The organism is Kitasatospora sp. NPDC086801, assembly GCF_044745805.1.
Taxonomy (GTDB): domain Bacteria; phylum Actinomycetota; class Actinomycetes; order Streptomycetales; family Streptomycetaceae; genus Kitasatospora.
Window position 1 is genome coordinate 24,371 of sequence record NZ_JBIVAX010000045.1, and the last position, 14,788, is coordinate 39,158.

Consider the following 14,788-nt stretch of genomic DNA (forward strand, 5'->3'; position numbering starts at 1 on the left):
CCTAGCTCTATTGACTGCGCGCCACAAGAGGCCGATATTAAGAGCTAGGACTAACGATGTGTGATCTTAGCGACACCCGTTGTAGTTCACGTCTTCCATGCCAGCTCACCACAGGCTGAGCCACGCCCGGAAGCCCCTCAACCCAACGGCCACGATGGAGGACCATCGATGAACCGTCACCTTCCCGGCCGCACCCGGGCCCCGCAGCCCCGACCGGCCGCCGACCACTGGGACGTCGTCATCGCCGGCGCCGGCCCCGCCGGACTCGCCTGCGCCCGCGCCATCCTGGAACGCCGCCCCGACCTGCGCGTCCTCCTCCTGGAAGCCGGCCGCTCCTACCGGCGCCGCCCCTGCCCCGTCGACAAGGGCTTCGCCTGCACCGGCTGCGCCGGGATCTGCAACGTCGTCTCCGGCTTCGGCGGCAGCATGCACTACGGCGACGGCGCCAAGCTCAGCCTCCTGCCGTCCGGCCGCCGCCTGATCGACCACCTCGGCGCCCGCGCCGCCCAGGACCTGTGCGCCACCGCCTTCTCCTGGCTGACCGAACCGCTCATCGACGCGCCCTCGCTGCAAGGCGTCGGCCTCACCGACCGCGCCGTGGCGGCCTTCGACGCCCACCACCTGGCGATCCGCGAGTACCCGGTGGCCGTCCTCAGCGAGAGCGAGCTCGCACGCGTGATCGAGGGGTTCCACGACCGCCTCTCGGGCCGGATCGCCCTGCTGCACACCAGCGAACTGACCGCCGCCGAGCCCGCCGGCACCGGCGTGCAGCTCATCGTCCACACCCACCGCACCGCGCGGACCATCACCTGCGACCACCTGGTCCTCGCCACCGGCCGACGCGGCGTCACCTCCACCACCCGCCTGCTGCACTCCCTCGGCGTGGCGACCGAGCAGCCGGACATCTCGGTCGGCATCCGCTTGGAGATGGCCGCCCCGCTGCTCGCCGCGATCGGCGAAGAACACCCGGACCTCAAAATCACCCAGCTCGACGCCGGGGCCCGGAAGGTCAAGACGTTCTGCTTCTGCGGCGGCCCCAACGGCGGCCGAATCAAGTTCACCAACTACGAGGGCGCCTTCGGCGAGGACGTCATCACCCTGGACGGGCACGAGACCACCGAGCGCCCCGCCCCCGCCGACGGCCGGGCGCTGGCCGCCAACTTCGGCCTGCTGTGCCAGGTCTCCGGCCGCGGCGACGCCCACCAGGCGCGCGACAGCTTCCTCGCCACCTACCGGGAGCTGACAGGCAGCCACCCCTTCGCCCAGAGCCTCGGCGCGTTCCGCGCCCGCCGTGCCGACACCGCCCCCTGGCCCGGCCTCGCCGCCACGATGCCCTTCCAGCCCTCCGTCGCCGACCTGACCTGTGCCCGGGTCGACGCGTTGTTCACCGACGACGAGCACGCCAGCCTCACCGCCGGCCTGGCCCGGCTGATGGCCGCGATCCTCGACCACGCCGGACACAGCGCCAATGAGGCCGCCCTCGACGACCAGGTCCTCGTCGTCGGCCCCGAACTCGAATTCCTCTGGGAGAAACCCGCCATCGACACCACCTGCCGCGTGCCCGGCCTGCCCGTGTACGTCGTCGGCGACAGCGCGGGCATCGCCCAGGGCATCGTCCAGGCCGCCATGACGGGCATCGCCGCCGGCCGCGACATCGCCCGCACCCGCCTGGCCGCCGTCCCCGCCCAGACCGGCGCACCGGCCACCGAGCGCACCGGAGGAACGTCGTGACCAGGACACTGGACGACCTCTACCCCAACGCCGCGCTGGCCCTGCCGGTCAACACCGCCCTCATCGCGCCCCGCCTGCCCACCCCACCGGCCGAGCGGGAGAACCAGGGCGCCTACCGCGACCACTACGGCCCGTTCCTGCTCGGCGAGAAGCCGGTCGGCACCGAGCCCGAGCGCATCGCCCTGATCGACAAGGCCTTCCCGCACACCCTGTACGACCTGATGCTGCTGATCGGCCGCGACGACATCCTGCGCACCAGCGTCGGCGAACTGCCCGACACCGTCCTGACCGCGCTGCTCGACGCCGTCACCGACTTCGTCGACTACCTCTCCGACCCCGACACCGTCCGCACCTTCGGCCTGCAGCGGGGCCGGATCGGCATCGGCTGGAACCACGACCCGACCCGCGACCGGGACAACGGACAGTGGTGGGACAAACGCATGCACATCCACTGCAACGCCTGGCACCCGCGCAACTGCCGCACCATCCGACCGATCCCGCTCGCCGCCGTCGCCGACCCGACGCTGCGCCGTTCCCTGGTCGACCCCACCGCCTACCTCGCCCACCACGTGCTGCTCGACGCCATCCGCACCGACCGCGTCCCCGCCGCGTGCCGCCTCCTGGACCCGGACGCCGCCCGCGACGCCGACCAGCACCTGCCCGTCGGCCTCAAGGTCCGCCTGCCCGGCTTCGCCTACCTCACCACCCCGCAGTTCCGGGACCTGCTGCGCATGCTCCACGGCACCGCGGCCGCCGCCTACCGCCTGCTGCGCGCGGCCCTCACCGACGACCAGTCACCCACCGGCCCCTGGCACCGGCCCGCCCTGCGCCCCATCGCAGACGTCGAAGCCGCACTCGCCGCCCTGCCCTGGCTCACCGCCGAGTCCCGCACCCTCCTGCTACGGCTGCGCACGGTGCTGCGCGACCTGCCCGAACGGCAGATGCGGCTGCTGCGCCACCGCTCCGACCTGGCCAACCGCTGCCTGACCCTGGACGGCCTGAGCTACAACCTCTCCCTGTGCACCCCCGACCAGATCTCCACCCACCGCCCGATCTCCGACACCGGCGAGCTCTACCTGGTCATGCAGGTCAAGACGGTCAGCTCCATCGGCTCCAGCCCGGCCCTCGGCGGTGCCGTCGCCTCCGCCGCCGACCGCACCCACGGACCCGCCATGACCTCCGGCGACGCCAGCATGCGCCACGCCTTCCAAACCGCCTACGCCACCACCGCAGGCTTCACCGCCACCAGCAGGAGGCCCGCGTGACCACCCCGCCCGACCCGCACCTCGACCCCGCCGTCCTCGACTTCTACCAGCTCGGCCAGGAGCAGCAGCGCCTGGCCGACCCGCGCCGCTCGATCGAGTACCTGCGCACCATGGACATCCTGGAGCGCCACCTGCCGCCCGCCCCCGCCCGGATCCTCGACATCGGCGGCGGCCCCGGACGCTACGCCCTCGCCCTGGCCGCCACCAGCTACGACGTCACCCTCCTCGACGCCGTCCCGCTGCACGTCCAGCAGGCAACCGACACCTCCCGCACCGCCGACCGCCCGCTCGCGGCCGCGACCGTCGGCGACGCCCGCGCCCTGCCCGAACCGGACGCCTCCTTCGACGCGGTGCTGCTGCTCGGCCCGCTCTACCACCTGCCCGACGCCGGCGACCGCCACCGCGCCTGGACGGAGGCCGCCCGCGTCCTTCGCCCCGGCGGCGTGGCCGTCGCCGCCGGGGCCAGCCGCTACTACACCGCCTGGGAGATGCTCGCCGCCGGCAAGCTCGACCTGCCCGGCGCCCTCGACACCGCCACCGGCCACCTGCGCACCGGGCGCCACGACAACCCCGGCCGAGACCCCAGGCTGTGGACCACCGCCTACTTCCACGACCCGCACGAACTCGCCGCCGAAGCCGCCGCCGCCCGCCTCGGCGTGCGCGCCCTCCTCCCGGTCGAGGGCCCGGCCAAACTCATCCCCGGGATCGGCGGCATGCTGCAGGACCCCGCCCGCCGCGAGGAGATCCTCTACCTGCTGCGCCTGTTGGAGGGCCGCCCCAGCGTGCTGGGGACCTCCGAGCACGTCCTGGTCGCGGCCGTGGCCGCCCGCGAGGGCCGGCCGTGAGCCTGGGCAGTACCGGGGAGCGGGACCTCGGCGAGGTGCTGCATGCCGTCTCCGCGTGGATCGACGCCTCCCCGGCCAACCGGCGGCGCAACGCGGAGGCCCTGCTGTGGAGCAGGGTCGGCAAGGTCGGCGAGGAGGCGGGAGAGGCGGTCGCCGCGCTGATCGGCGCCACCGGCGCCAACCCCCGCAAAGGCGCCGTCGGCGACCTCGCCGACGTGGAACGCGAGCTCCTGGACGTCGCCACCGCCGCGCTGCTCGCCGTCGACCACCTGCGCACCCGGGCCGGACAGCCCGGCACCGCGATGGACCGGCTCGGCCACCACATCCGGACCGTCGCCGAGCGGGCCGGCCGCACGTAGGACGCAGGGGCAGGGAACGGTGCTGCCCCTGCTGGGTTCCTCCCGTCGGGGCAGCACTGTTCCAAGGGGCCCGTCAGGAGCGGCCCACCGACAGGTAGGTGAAGCCGGCCGCGCGCATCTCCGCCGGGTCCAGCAGGTTCCGCCCGTCGAACAGGACCGGCGCGGCCATCGAGTCGGCGACGTCCGCCCAGTCCAGTTCGCGCAGCTGCGGCCACTCGGTGACCACGATCGCCGCGTGGGCCCCGGCCAGTGCCTCCCGCGGGTCGTCGTACCGGGTGGTCCTGCCCCACGGTTCCGGCTCGGTGACCCGGGCCAGCGGGTCCCAGCACCGCACCTCGGCGCCCTCGGCGAGCAGCCGCGAGGCCACCACCGCGCTGGGGGCCTGGCGCATGTCGTCCGTGCCCGCCTTGAAGGCCATCCCGAGCATCACCACCCGCTTGCCGCCGAACCCGCCCAGCTCGTCCTTGAGCCGCTGCAGGGCACGGCGGGGCTGGAGGTTGTTGACCTCGATGACGGCCGTGAGCAGCTGCAGGTACAGGCCGTCGTTGGATGCCAGCTGTTTGAGGGCGACGCCGTCCTTGGGGAAGCAGGATCCGCCCCAGCCCAGTCCGGCGCGCAGGAACTGCGGTCCGATCCGGGGGTCCATGCCGACCGCCCCCATCACCTTCTCGATGTCGGCGCCGGTGACCTCGCAGAGCGTCGCGATCTCGTTGGCGAAGGAGATCCGGGTCATCAGCAGGGCGTTCGCGGTGAGCTTCGCGAGTTCGGCGGAGTGCACGTCCATCCGCACCACCGGCCCGTCCACGTCCCGGTGCAGGTCGGCGACGAGGTCGGCCGTCGCGTCGTCGTCGGCGCCGACGATGATCCGGTCCGGGTGCAGGAAGTCCGAGACTGCCTTGCCCTCGGCGGTGAACTCCGGGTTGGCGGCGTAGCCGACGTGGCTCAGGCCTGCGCGGTCGAGCCGCTCGCGGATGCGGTCGCCGGTGCCGATCGGCACGGTGCTCTTGACCACCACGGCGGCCAGGTGCGGCGCGGACACGAGGTCGTCCACCACCGCGTGTACCCGCGAGAGGTCGGCGTCCCCGGCCGGGGTGGGCGGGGTGTCCACGCACACGTACGCCACCTCGGCGCCGGCCAGCGCCTCCCGGGCGTCCAGGGTGAAACGCAGCCGCTCCGTGTTGCCCAGGATCAACTCGCTCAGCCCGGGCTCGTGGAACGGCACCTCCCCGCGGCTCAGGGCCTCGACCTTCGCGGGCACGATGTCGCGGACCACCACGCGGTGGCCGAGCTCGGCCAGGCACGCCCCGGTCACCAGGCCGATGTAGCCGGCGCCGAAGACCGCGATCGTACGGGAAGCAGGGTTGTCCATGGCGCGCATCCGTTCTCGAAGGCATCGTCGGCTCAGGACCGTCCCAGCACTGTAGTCCACCTCCAACCAGCCATCCGGTCAGCCCGATGATCAGTCAATAGCCTTGTGAAAATGGGCAATTGGACCAGAGCAGCGGGTGTGGCGATGTCGCGGGTCTGTCACCGCTCGGGTGGTGCGGCGGCGTCGGGGGGCGGGAGGGGGGAGGATCGGGCGGGTGGGCGGCGGGGAGAGGGGGCGGGGTGGTGCGCAAGGCTTCCGTGGAGTGGGGGGCGCTGCACCGGCGGTGTGCGGTGGGTGTGGTGGCGGGGGTGGCGGTGCTGGGGGTGGCGGCCGGGCCGGTGGTGTGGGCGGGGTCGCAGGACCTGCCGGGCGACCGGCGGTGGTGGCTGGTGGTGTGCGGGGTCGCGCTGGTGGCGGCCGTGGGCGCCTCGCTGCCGCTGCTGCGTCGGGTCGCCGCCGTCGAATACGTCGCCGCCGTGGTGGCGCTGGTGCTGCTGCTGGTGCTCGCCCTGGGCACGGTGTTCGCGGCGGCGCAGGCCGCCTACGGCGTGCGGACCCGGCTGCACGAGCCGCCCGGCGTCACGGCCACCGTGACGGGCTGCCGGACGACGGGCCGGGAGCTGGACGACCAGAACGTCGGCCGCGACATCTACGGCTGCACGTACCACTGGAGCGCCGACGGCCGGGAGTTCAGCGAGGAGCGGCCCACCGGGAAGCTGTATCCGGACGGCCACGAGACCAGGGTGTGGCTCGCCGGCGGGCGGATGATCACGGGCCGGCCGAGCCTGCTCGGGATCCCGTTGTGGATCGCGCTCGCCCTGGCCGGGCTGGTGGGCACGGTCCGGTTCTCGGCGGCCCTGGCCTGGAAGGCCCGCGAGGTGGGCCTGCGGCGCTAGGGGGTGGCCGGAATCCGGGGTGGCGGGTGGCGTGCTCTGGCAGCATCGGGCGGATGGGGCAGTGGGAGGGGACGGGGCCGCGCTTCGTCGTGGGCGCGGGGTACGCGCTGTACCGGGGGCCGTTGGCGGACAGCGTGCCGCATCGGCACGCCGCGTTCCAGGTCGCCGTCGCGGCGGCGGGCGGCGCGGTGACGATCGTGGACGGGGCCGGGGTCCGCCACCGGGGCGCGGCGGTGGTGGTGGCGCCGATGGTGTGGCACCGGATGGCGCCGGTGCGGGAGATGGTGGCGTTCTTCGTCGATCCGCACTGCGCGTTCGCGGACCGGCTGCGGGCGGGGTGCGGCGACGGCGTCACCGTGGCACCCCAGTGGCGGGACCTGGTGGAGGAGGACCTGTGTCCGTCCGGGGTGCTGCCGTCGGCCGAGGTGGACGGGCGGCTGTGGACGGCGATGGAGGCGCTGACGGACCACCGGGTCGAGCTGGCGGGGCTGGCGGCGCGGGTGGGACTTTCGCCGCAGCGTCTGCGGGCGCTGGCGCGGCGGCAGTTGGGGGTGCCGCTGGCGCGCTGGCGGATCTGGCGGCGGCTGGCCCGCGCGGCCGACGCGCTGGGTGAGGGGCGCACGCTCGCCGAGGCGGCGCTGGCGGGCGGCTTCGCGGACCAGGCGCACTTCAGCCGGCAGATGCGGGAGATGACGGGGTTGACGCCGTCGGCGGTGCTACCGGTGATGCGCGACGCGCGCGCGGCGGCGGGCCCGACCCGAACGGCACCGGACCGAACGGCACCGACCCGAACGGCACCGGACCGAACTGCACCGGACCGAACGGCACCGACCCGAACGGCACCGGACCGAACTGCCGTGTCCTGGCGGTGAGTTCCGCCCTGTCCATCGGCTCACTCGCGGCGGGCGACGTAGAACGACAGCGAGCCGGTGAGCGTCGAGACGGTCTCGGTCTCGCGCACGCCGTGGAATCCGGCCTCGGCGATCAGCCGGGGCAGGATGCCGTCGGCGTTGGGCTGGGTGTCCTCCTTGCCGTCCGCCAGTTGCACGATGCGGAACGCCAGGCGCATGGCCGCCGTGCGCTGGCGCCCGAAGTCGGCAATGACGAGCTTCCCGCCAGGGCGCAGCGCCGCGTACATGGAGGCGAGGATCGCCTGCTTCATGGGGATCGGGCACTGGTGGAGGACGAGGCTGGAGACGACGGTGTCGGCCGTTTCGGCGCCCACGAGGTCGGCGACGGCGTCGCCCATGCCGATGTGCCATTCGGGGGCCACTCCGACGGCGGCGGCCTTGCGGCGGGCCACGTCGAGGGTGGTGGGGTCGGGGTCGACGCCGATGACGCGGGCGCGGGGTTCGACGCGGCCGAGGAGGACGGCCAGTGAGCCGGTGCCGCAGCCGACGTCGAGGATCACGTCGTCGGGGCGGGGGGCCACGTGCATGGCGAGCAGGCTGCGCCACAGGCGTTCGCGGGTGAGGGACACGATGGGGTCGTAGAGGCGTACGGGGCCGAGGCGGCCGGCGGCGGGGGTGAAGGCGCGATCGGTCATGGGGGTCAGTGTCGGCCGGGGGGTGTGGTGGCGTCTTGAACGAATCGCTCGCCGGGCAGCGGGTGTTGGGGCCTTCCACGGGACCCCGCCCGCATAGAAAGTCTATCGACATATGACGTTGGATGACTTATCGTGATCGTCGCGGTGGTCCGGCGCGGCCGGCCTGCCGCGATCACCTGTCCGACCCCTGCGAGAGGACCTCCGTGCCCCGTCGTTCCCGCACCTCCCATGCGCTCGGCATCGGCGCCACCGCCGTGGTGGCGCTGGCCCTGGCCGCGCCGCCCGCCCTGGCCGGGCCCGCGGCCGCCCCCGACCCGCTGCCCGCGCTGGTGGCCGGTCAGGACACCGCCGCCCCGCAGCTGGTCACCGGTCTGTCCGAGCCGGCCGTCGGCAGCCCCGCCGACGCCGCCCGCGCCCACCTCGCGGCCCACGCCGACCGCTACCACGTCGACCCCGGCGAGCTGGCCGAGGTCGGCTCCGAGAGCACCGCCGACGGCCGGCGCACCGTCAGGTTCGAGCAGCGCCACGACGGCGTGCCCGTGTTCGGCGCGCAGTACCTGGTGCACCTGACGGGCGAGGGCGCCGGGCAGCGCGTCGAGTCGGTCGGCGGCAAGTACTTCACCGGCCTGACCGCGCCGACCACCGCCACCGTCCCGGCCGCCACCCTGCGGGAGCTGGCGCTCGGCTCGGTCCAGGACCCGAAGGCCCGGGCCGCGGCCACCGCCGAGGACCACGGCCTGGTCGTCCTGCCGGACGGCGCCGGACGGCTCGCCCAGCGCTTCACCGTGCACGCCGCCGACCCGGCGACCGGGGGGCCGGCGGCCCGCGAGGTCTTCGTGGACGCCACCGTCGGCGTGGTCGCCCTCGCCTACGACACCCGCGCCCCGCTCCCGGCGGGCGGCACCGACCAGCGCGCCGCCGCCGCGCCCGCCGCGGACGGCCTCGAACCCGCCACCGGGACCGCGCCGGACGCCCGCGGCAACTCCGCCAAGGTGAACATCGCCCGCCTGCCGGACGGCAGTTACCAGCTCACCGACCTCACCCGGCCCGCCGCCATCACCACCTACGACGCGGGCGGCCGGGACGAGATGGACTTCGGCGGCGGCATCCCCGCCGACCTCCCCCCGGCCCACTCCCCCGGCCCGGACTTCCCGGCCTCCGCCGGCACCAGCGGCGCCACCGACGCCAGCGTCAACGCCGGTATCGTGTACGACTTCTACCACGACCGGTTCGGCCGCAACGGCCTGGACGGCAAGGGCGGCGCGATCACCTCCGTCGTCAACGTGACCCAGGACGGCGCCCCCTACGCCAACGCGTACTGGGACGGGAAGAAGATGGTCTACGGCAGCGGGGGCCCCAACTACTACCCGTTCTCCGCCGCCCTCGACATCGCCGGGCACGAGATGACCCACGGCGTCATATCGAACACCGCCGACCTGGCCGGCATGGGCCAGGCCGGCGCGATGAACGAGGGCATCGCCGACTACTTCGGCAACGCCATCGAGGTCACCGCCCGCGGCATGTCCATGAACGACCCGGCGGCCGCGCTGCTCGGCGAGAGCAAGTGCCGCACCGGCACCCCGCAGGCCTGCGCGGACCGCCGGATGGACGACCACCGCACCACCGTGGACGACTACCTCGGCGGCACGGTCGACAACGGCGGACAGCACCTCAACGCCACCATCTTCAGCGGCGCCCTGTGGGACGTCCGGCGCACCCTCGACCCGCTCACCGCCGACCGGGTGGTCTACCGGGCGCTCACCGCCTACCTCACCCCGCTCGACGACTTCGTGGCCGGGCGCAACGCGGCCCTGGCGGCCGGCCGCGACCTCGGCCTCAGCCACGCCCAACTGCGCACCGTGGCAGCCGCGTTCGACGCGCACGGGATCAAGCCCGGCTGGGAGAGCCGGATCGGCATGGACAGCCGCACGCTGGCGCGCAACCTCTCCTACTCGATGGCGCCCCCGGCCGCCGGCGGCGGGCACTGGGTGGCGATGGCCCCCGCCCCCGACCCGGTCAAGGGCACGGGCGGCGGCAACAGCAGCACCACCACCGCGCTGTACACCGGCTCCACCACCGGGCGCGGCACTCCCGTCCGGCTCAGCCCGGACGACGGCCGCTACCACAGCTGGCCCGCCACCGACGGCACCAACGCCGTGTGGAAGGCCATCGGCAACACCGCCCAGGACCACAGCCGGGAGTTGCTGACCGCGCCGCTGTCCGGCGCCGGCCCGGTCCGCAGCCTGTTCCTCGCCCCCGGGCAGGAGCCCGGCAACGCCCAGATCTCCGGCGGCGACATCGCCTTCACCGTGAACGACTTCGCCGCCGGCCGCACCGGCATCCGGCTGTCCCACGACGGGGCCCCCGCGGTCGAACTGCCGCTGGCCGCCGGGCACCACCCGGACGACCTCACCCTCAAGGACGGCTACCTCGCCTGGACCGAGTCCTGGCAGGACGGACAGCAGCGCGTCACCGCGCCGACCGTCTACTCGATCGCCGCCGGCAAGGTCACCGCGCAGTACACCGCGCACGCCGCCCCCGGCGCCGCCGCGAGCACCGCCTCCTCCGCCCGGCTCGCCGGCGGACGGCTGCTGTGGCTGGACACCCCCAACGGCGCGGGCACCCGCTCCTCCCTCCGCTCCGGCGCCCTGGACGGCTCCGGCGTGAACGAGGTGCTCTCCGCCGACTCGCCGAACGCCCCGACGCGCTACAGCAACCTCGCCGCCTCCGACCAGGCCGTCACCTACAGGGTCGACAGCACCAAGCCCGCCGGCGGCTGGACCAACGCCGCACTGCCCAAGCTCTGGCAGCTCCCGACCGGCGGCGGCACCCCGCAGCGCCTCTCCTGCGACCGGGGCGGCCAGGACCAGCCCGCGGCCGACCAGGGCACCCGGGTCGTCTGGCTGGACTCCACCCCCGGCCGCACCGACCTGGTCGTGCGCGACCGCGCGGCGGGCACCTGCTGACCACCCTTCCCTGACCCCCACCCCCCAGGGGTCCGGCCCGGCGCGACCGGCTCACAGCCAGCCGCGCCGGGCCGCCTGCACGCCCGCCTGGAACCGCGTGGTGGCCCCCAGCTGGGCCAGCAGCGCCGAGACCCGGCGCACCACCGTGCGCCGCCCCAGCCCCAGCCGCCGGGCGATGGCGTCGTCCGTGGCACCGCTGGCCATCAGGGTCAGGATGCGGCGGTCCCGCTCGCCGATCTGCAGGTCGGCGGCGGACACCGACGCCGGGACGGCCAGCCGCCAGAGCGTCTCGAACACCGCGGCCAGCGCCCGCAGCAGGCCCGAGGGCCGGATCAGCAGCGAGACGACGCCCGGGCGCCCGTCGGCCGCCAGCGTGACGATCGCCAGGTCGTCGTCGCCCAGGGCCAGCTTGAGCGGCGGATCGTCCAGCGTGCGGGCCTGCTCCCCCGCCTCCATCATGCGCGCCATGTTGGGGCCCGCGACCGGGTCGTCGAAGGCGCAGCCGTGGTAGATCGAGCGGTAGACGACCCCGGCGGCCATCCGCTGGCGCTGCAGCACCTCCTGGTCGAGGTAGTAGGCCGAACTGCCGGAGTAGGGCGGCACGTCGATGACCCGCACCTGGTGGCGGGCGGCCAGCTGGAGGCGCCGGCTGGCCGCCAGCACCTGGGCGGCGTCCTCGACCACCTCCAGGGCGCCGTAGGTGCCGGCGTCGCGCCGGGCGAAGCGGTAGAGGCGTTCCAGTTCCGCCCCGGCCCGGCGCGCCGTGGCCTGCCGGACGGCGTCGCTCTGCAGCACCGCCTCGACCACCCGGCCGGGCGGCAGCGCCTCCCAGGCGCGGTCGCGGTGGCCGTCGCCGCGCGGGCCGTCGCCGCGCGGGCCGTCGCCGCGCGGGCCGTCGCCGGTGCAGGCCACGACGATGCCCTCGTCGGCGAGTTCCCTGAGCACGGCCAGGACGGCGCCCTCGCCGAGGCCGGCCCCGGCCGCCAGCTCCGCCGCCCGCGCCTGCGGGCGGCCGACCAGGCAGCGGTAGACCCGGCCGCGTTCGGAGTCGGGATCCAGCACGTCGTGCACGACGCCCCCCGTCATCGTGTCGGTGTATCGGTGTGTCGGCTCGTCGGCTCCTCGGCTCATCGCTGTGCCGTTGTGCCGTTGTGCCGTTATGTCGCAGTGTCGCGGTGTCGCGGTGTCGGCCCGTCTGCTCGTCGGTTTGTCGGCTTGTCGTTGTGCCGGTGCCACCCGGACGGGCCATCGGAGGCTACCCGCACCGGTGGCGCACATGCGCCAGTGGCCCAGGTGCGCCGCCGGGCGCTCTGGCGGACCGCGAGGTGATCTCGCAAGAGTTGTCGCTGTCCGGAGTTGTCGGTGTCCAGACAGCTCAGCGGTTCCCCCGGGAACGGCAGCACCCTCACGGCCAAGGACGACCCATGACACCAGCCCCGCCCGCCCGGCGCCCGCCCGTACGGCCCCTGCGCGCCCGGCTCCGGCACGCCAGGACGGCCGTCGCCGCCCTGGCCGCCTGCCTCCTGCTGCTGGGCGTGCCCGCCGCGCACGCCGAGGCCCCCGCCCCGCCGCCGATGAAGGACGGCTTCGGGCTCACCCAGGTCGGCGCCGCCACCGGCAGCGCCACCAACTTCGTGCTCACCGTCACCACACCCCAGGTCGCCGGGGAGCACACCATCCGGATCCTGCTGCCCGCCGACTACGCGACCAGCCCGGCCAAGCGCTACCCGGTCCTGTACTTCCTGCACGGCGCCTCGGACAACCCGAGCGACCCGGCCCTGGCCTACCCCGCCCTCACCGCCGCGCAGTCGATGATCACCGTCATCCCGGACGGCGGCCTGCGCGGCTGGTACACCGACTGGCTCGACCAGAACACCGCCGCCGGGGCGCAGAACTGGGAGACCTTCCACCTCGACCAGGTCGTCCCGTTCATCGACGCCAACCTGCGCACCCTGACGGGCCGCAAGAGCCGGGCCGTCGGCGGCCTGTCGATGGGCGGCTTCGGCGCACTGCACTACGCCCAGGACCGGCCCCAGCTGTTCGGCCAGGTCCTCACCATGTCCGGCGCGAACGACCTCTCCACGAACGAGATGATCATCCGCGGCGCCGTGGTCGCCACCCTGGTCAACGCCGGCACCGTGCTGTGCGGGCCCAGCGACGGGAAGCCCTGCGGCCTCGACTTCGGCCCCACGGTCTCCAGCGACGCGATCTTCGGTTCGCCGTACCCGGTGTTCAACGCCGACTGGCGCTGGAACGCCGCGGACCCGGTCTCCCGCCTGGGCGCACTCGCCGACACCGGCATCGCCGTCTACACCGGCAACGGCAACGGCAGCGCCTCCGACATGGAGTTCTGGGCCGAGGGCACCGCCAAGCGCCTCAAGGACCGCCTGGACGCCCTCAACTACCGCTACCACTACGTCGACTACGGCAACGGCGCCGGCTGGGGCACCGCCTGCAACGGCGGCCACAGCCCGGGCTGCTGGGCACAGGACCTCGTGGACTACGTCCCGCGCCTGGAAGCGGCCTTCGCCGCCGCCTGACCGGCCCGCTCCTCCCTCCTCACTCTCCCCTTCCCTCTCCCCTGTTCCCGATGAAAGGACCTGACCCAGTGCCCTCCACCACGACCCCGAGCCGCCCGGCTCCCTGGCTGCGCCTGATCGCGGCCGTCCTGGTGACCTGTTGCGCCGCCCTGGGCTTCACCGCCGCCCCGTTCGCGACCGCGCGGGCCCACGCCGCCACGGCGCCGGCCGCCGCCTGCGCCTCCCCGCAGCAGTGCCTGACCCTCAAGTCCCTCAGCAACGGACGCCAACTCGACGTCCAGAACGGCAACACGGGCGACGGCGCCTACATCGTCACCAACTCCGCGCCCGGCTACCACCAGTCCTGGCGGCTGAGCGTCGACCCGTCCGACTACTCCTTCACCATCGTCAACAACGACACCGGCAAGTGCATCGACCTGGCCTTCCTCACCCCGGCCCTGCGCCAGCAGACCTGCGCCGGCCAGGCCAGCCAGCGGTGGTTCCTGCAGCCGGCCCCCGGGTCCGACGACGCGTTCATGATCCGCCACCTGGGCGACAACACCTGCCTGGACCTGATGCTCGGCGCCCAGTACGACGACGCCTGGACCGACCAGTACACCTGCAACGGCACCGCCAACCAGCAGTGGTCCACCGGCTTCCCGCAGGCCGCCCGCAGCCTGGCGATCGACCACGCCGCCAAGCAGTGCCAGAAGGACGTCTCCTCCTGCTCCTGGGCGCTGAAGAGCGAGGCCCCCGCGGCGCCGCTGCCGAAGATCTGCGTCTCCTCGGTCTGGTTCAACAACACCAGCAGCGCCGCCCAGCAGAGCTTCGCGGTCACCAACATGAGCGGCTGGTCCAGCAGCATCGGCGGCGAGATGGGCACGGAGATCGGCGGCTCGGCCGCGGACGTCTTCAAGGCGGCGGTCAAGATCGGCCTCAACTACAACAACGTCTGGAGCGGGTCGACCAGCGTCAACAACAGCGTCACCGTCTCCGTCCCGCCGCAGCAGTACGGCTGGGTGACGCTGGCCGAGCTCGCCCGCAAGGTCACCGGCACCTGGACCTTCGACGCCCGCGGCATCCCGTGGACCGCCGAGGACACCATCACCGTCCCCCTCACCTCCGACCCCAGCGGCGGCGCCACCCTCTACATCGCCAACACCAGCCCCACCTTCACCACCTGCTCCTGAGCCCCACCGCACGACCGAAAGCCAGCCGCCGCCCGGCACCGCCGGGCGGCGGCCCCGCTTTCCCCGGCCCTTCCCCGGCCCTTCCCCGGCCCTTCCCCGCCC

At 74.1% G+C, this 14,788-nt stretch carries 12 protein-coding genes; 9 read left to right on the top strand and 3 right to left on the bottom strand.

Features of this window, described 5'->3' with window-relative positions:
- Window positions 1–168 precede the first annotated feature (168 nt).
- Genes ACIPLC_RS32295 through ACIPLC_RS32310 form a run of 4 tightly spaced genes read left to right on the top strand, consistent with a single transcriptional unit; the run spans window position 169 to window position 4,200 of the window.
- Window positions 169–1,731, top strand: coding sequence for a DNA polymerase subunit beta (locus tag ACIPLC_RS32295; RefSeq protein ID WP_400476587.1), 1,563 nt, complete (start codon window positions 169–171; stop codon window positions 1,729–1,731).
- On the top strand, window positions 1,728–2,996 hold the full coding sequence (locus ACIPLC_RS32300) for a hypothetical protein (protein WP_400476588.1): 1,269 nt from the start codon (window positions 1,728–1,730) through the stop codon (window positions 2,994–2,996). The genes ACIPLC_RS32295 and ACIPLC_RS32300 overlap by 4 nt, the downstream gene beginning before the upstream one ends.
- A complete protein-coding gene (locus ACIPLC_RS32305) occupies window positions 2,993–3,841 on the top strand; it encodes a class I SAM-dependent methyltransferase (protein WP_400476589.1) in 849 nt (282 codons plus the stop codon). The genes ACIPLC_RS32300 and ACIPLC_RS32305 overlap by 4 nt, the downstream gene beginning before the upstream one ends.
- The gene (locus ACIPLC_RS32310) at window positions 3,838–4,200 is read left to right on the top strand and encodes a MazG-like family protein (RefSeq protein ID WP_400476590.1); all 363 of its coding nucleotides are present in this window, start codon (window positions 3,838–3,840) and stop codon (window positions 4,198–4,200) included. The genes ACIPLC_RS32305 and ACIPLC_RS32310 overlap by 4 nt, the downstream gene beginning before the upstream one ends.
- Window positions 4,201–4,273: 73 nt before the next feature.
- On the opposite strand, the gene ACIPLC_RS32315 is transcribed toward ACIPLC_RS32310, so the two are convergent.
- A complete protein-coding gene (locus tag ACIPLC_RS32315) occupies window positions 4,274–5,569 on the bottom strand; it encodes a UDP-glucose dehydrogenase family protein (RefSeq protein WP_400476591.1) in 1,296 nt (431 codons plus the stop codon).
- A gap of 242 nt (window positions 5,570–5,811) precedes the next feature.
- Here ACIPLC_RS32315 and ACIPLC_RS32320 point away from each other — a divergent pair, with 242 nt between their 5' ends.
- Together ACIPLC_RS32320 and ACIPLC_RS32325 are read left to right on the top strand one after the other, a co-directional pair.
- Complete coding sequence (locus ACIPLC_RS32320) at window positions 5,812–6,465, top strand: hypothetical protein (protein WP_400476592.1); 654 nt, start codon at window positions 5,812–5,814, stop codon at window positions 6,463–6,465.
- A 53-nt stretch (window positions 6,466–6,518) separates the two neighbouring features.
- Window positions 6,519–7,337 carry a helix-turn-helix domain-containing protein gene (locus ACIPLC_RS32325; RefSeq protein ID WP_400476593.1) on the top strand — a complete coding sequence of 273 codons (819 nt, stop codon included), beginning with the start codon at window positions 6,519–6,521 and terminating at the stop codon, window positions 7,335–7,337.
- 20 nt (window positions 7,338–7,357) lie between these two features.
- On the opposite strand, the gene ACIPLC_RS32330 is transcribed toward ACIPLC_RS32325, so the two are convergent.
- Window positions 7,358–8,011 (bottom strand): class I SAM-dependent methyltransferase, encoded by a 654-nt coding sequence (locus ACIPLC_RS32330; RefSeq protein WP_400476594.1) that lies wholly within the window; start codon window positions 8,009–8,011, stop codon window positions 7,358–7,360.
- A 203-nt stretch (window positions 8,012–8,214) separates the two neighbouring features.
- Here ACIPLC_RS32330 and ACIPLC_RS32335 point away from each other — a divergent pair, with 203 nt between their 5' ends.
- Window positions 8,215–10,977, top strand: a complete 2,763-nt coding sequence (locus ACIPLC_RS32335; protein WP_400476595.1) for a M4 family metallopeptidase — start codon at window positions 8,215–8,217, stop codon at window positions 10,975–10,977.
- A 51-nt stretch (window positions 10,978–11,028) separates the two neighbouring features.
- On the opposite strand, the gene ACIPLC_RS32340 is transcribed toward ACIPLC_RS32335, so the two are convergent.
- Complete coding sequence (locus tag ACIPLC_RS32340; protein ID WP_400476596.1) at window positions 11,029–12,063, bottom strand: LuxR C-terminal-related transcriptional regulator; 1,035 nt, start codon at window positions 12,061–12,063, stop codon at window positions 11,029–11,031.
- 338 nt (window positions 12,064–12,401) lie between these two features.
- Here ACIPLC_RS32340 and ACIPLC_RS32345 point away from each other — a divergent pair, with 338 nt between their 5' ends.
- Entirely contained in the window at window positions 12,402–13,517 is a 1,116-nt protein-coding gene (locus ACIPLC_RS32345) for an alpha/beta hydrolase (RefSeq protein WP_400476597.1), read from the top strand.
- Between the two features lie 68 nt (window positions 13,518–13,585).
- Window positions 13,586–14,686 carry an RICIN domain-containing protein gene (locus ACIPLC_RS32350; protein ID WP_400476598.1) on the top strand — a complete coding sequence of 367 codons (1,101 nt, stop codon included), beginning with the start codon at window positions 13,586–13,588 and terminating at the stop codon, window positions 14,684–14,686.
- Window positions 14,687–14,788 lie beyond the last annotated feature (102 nt).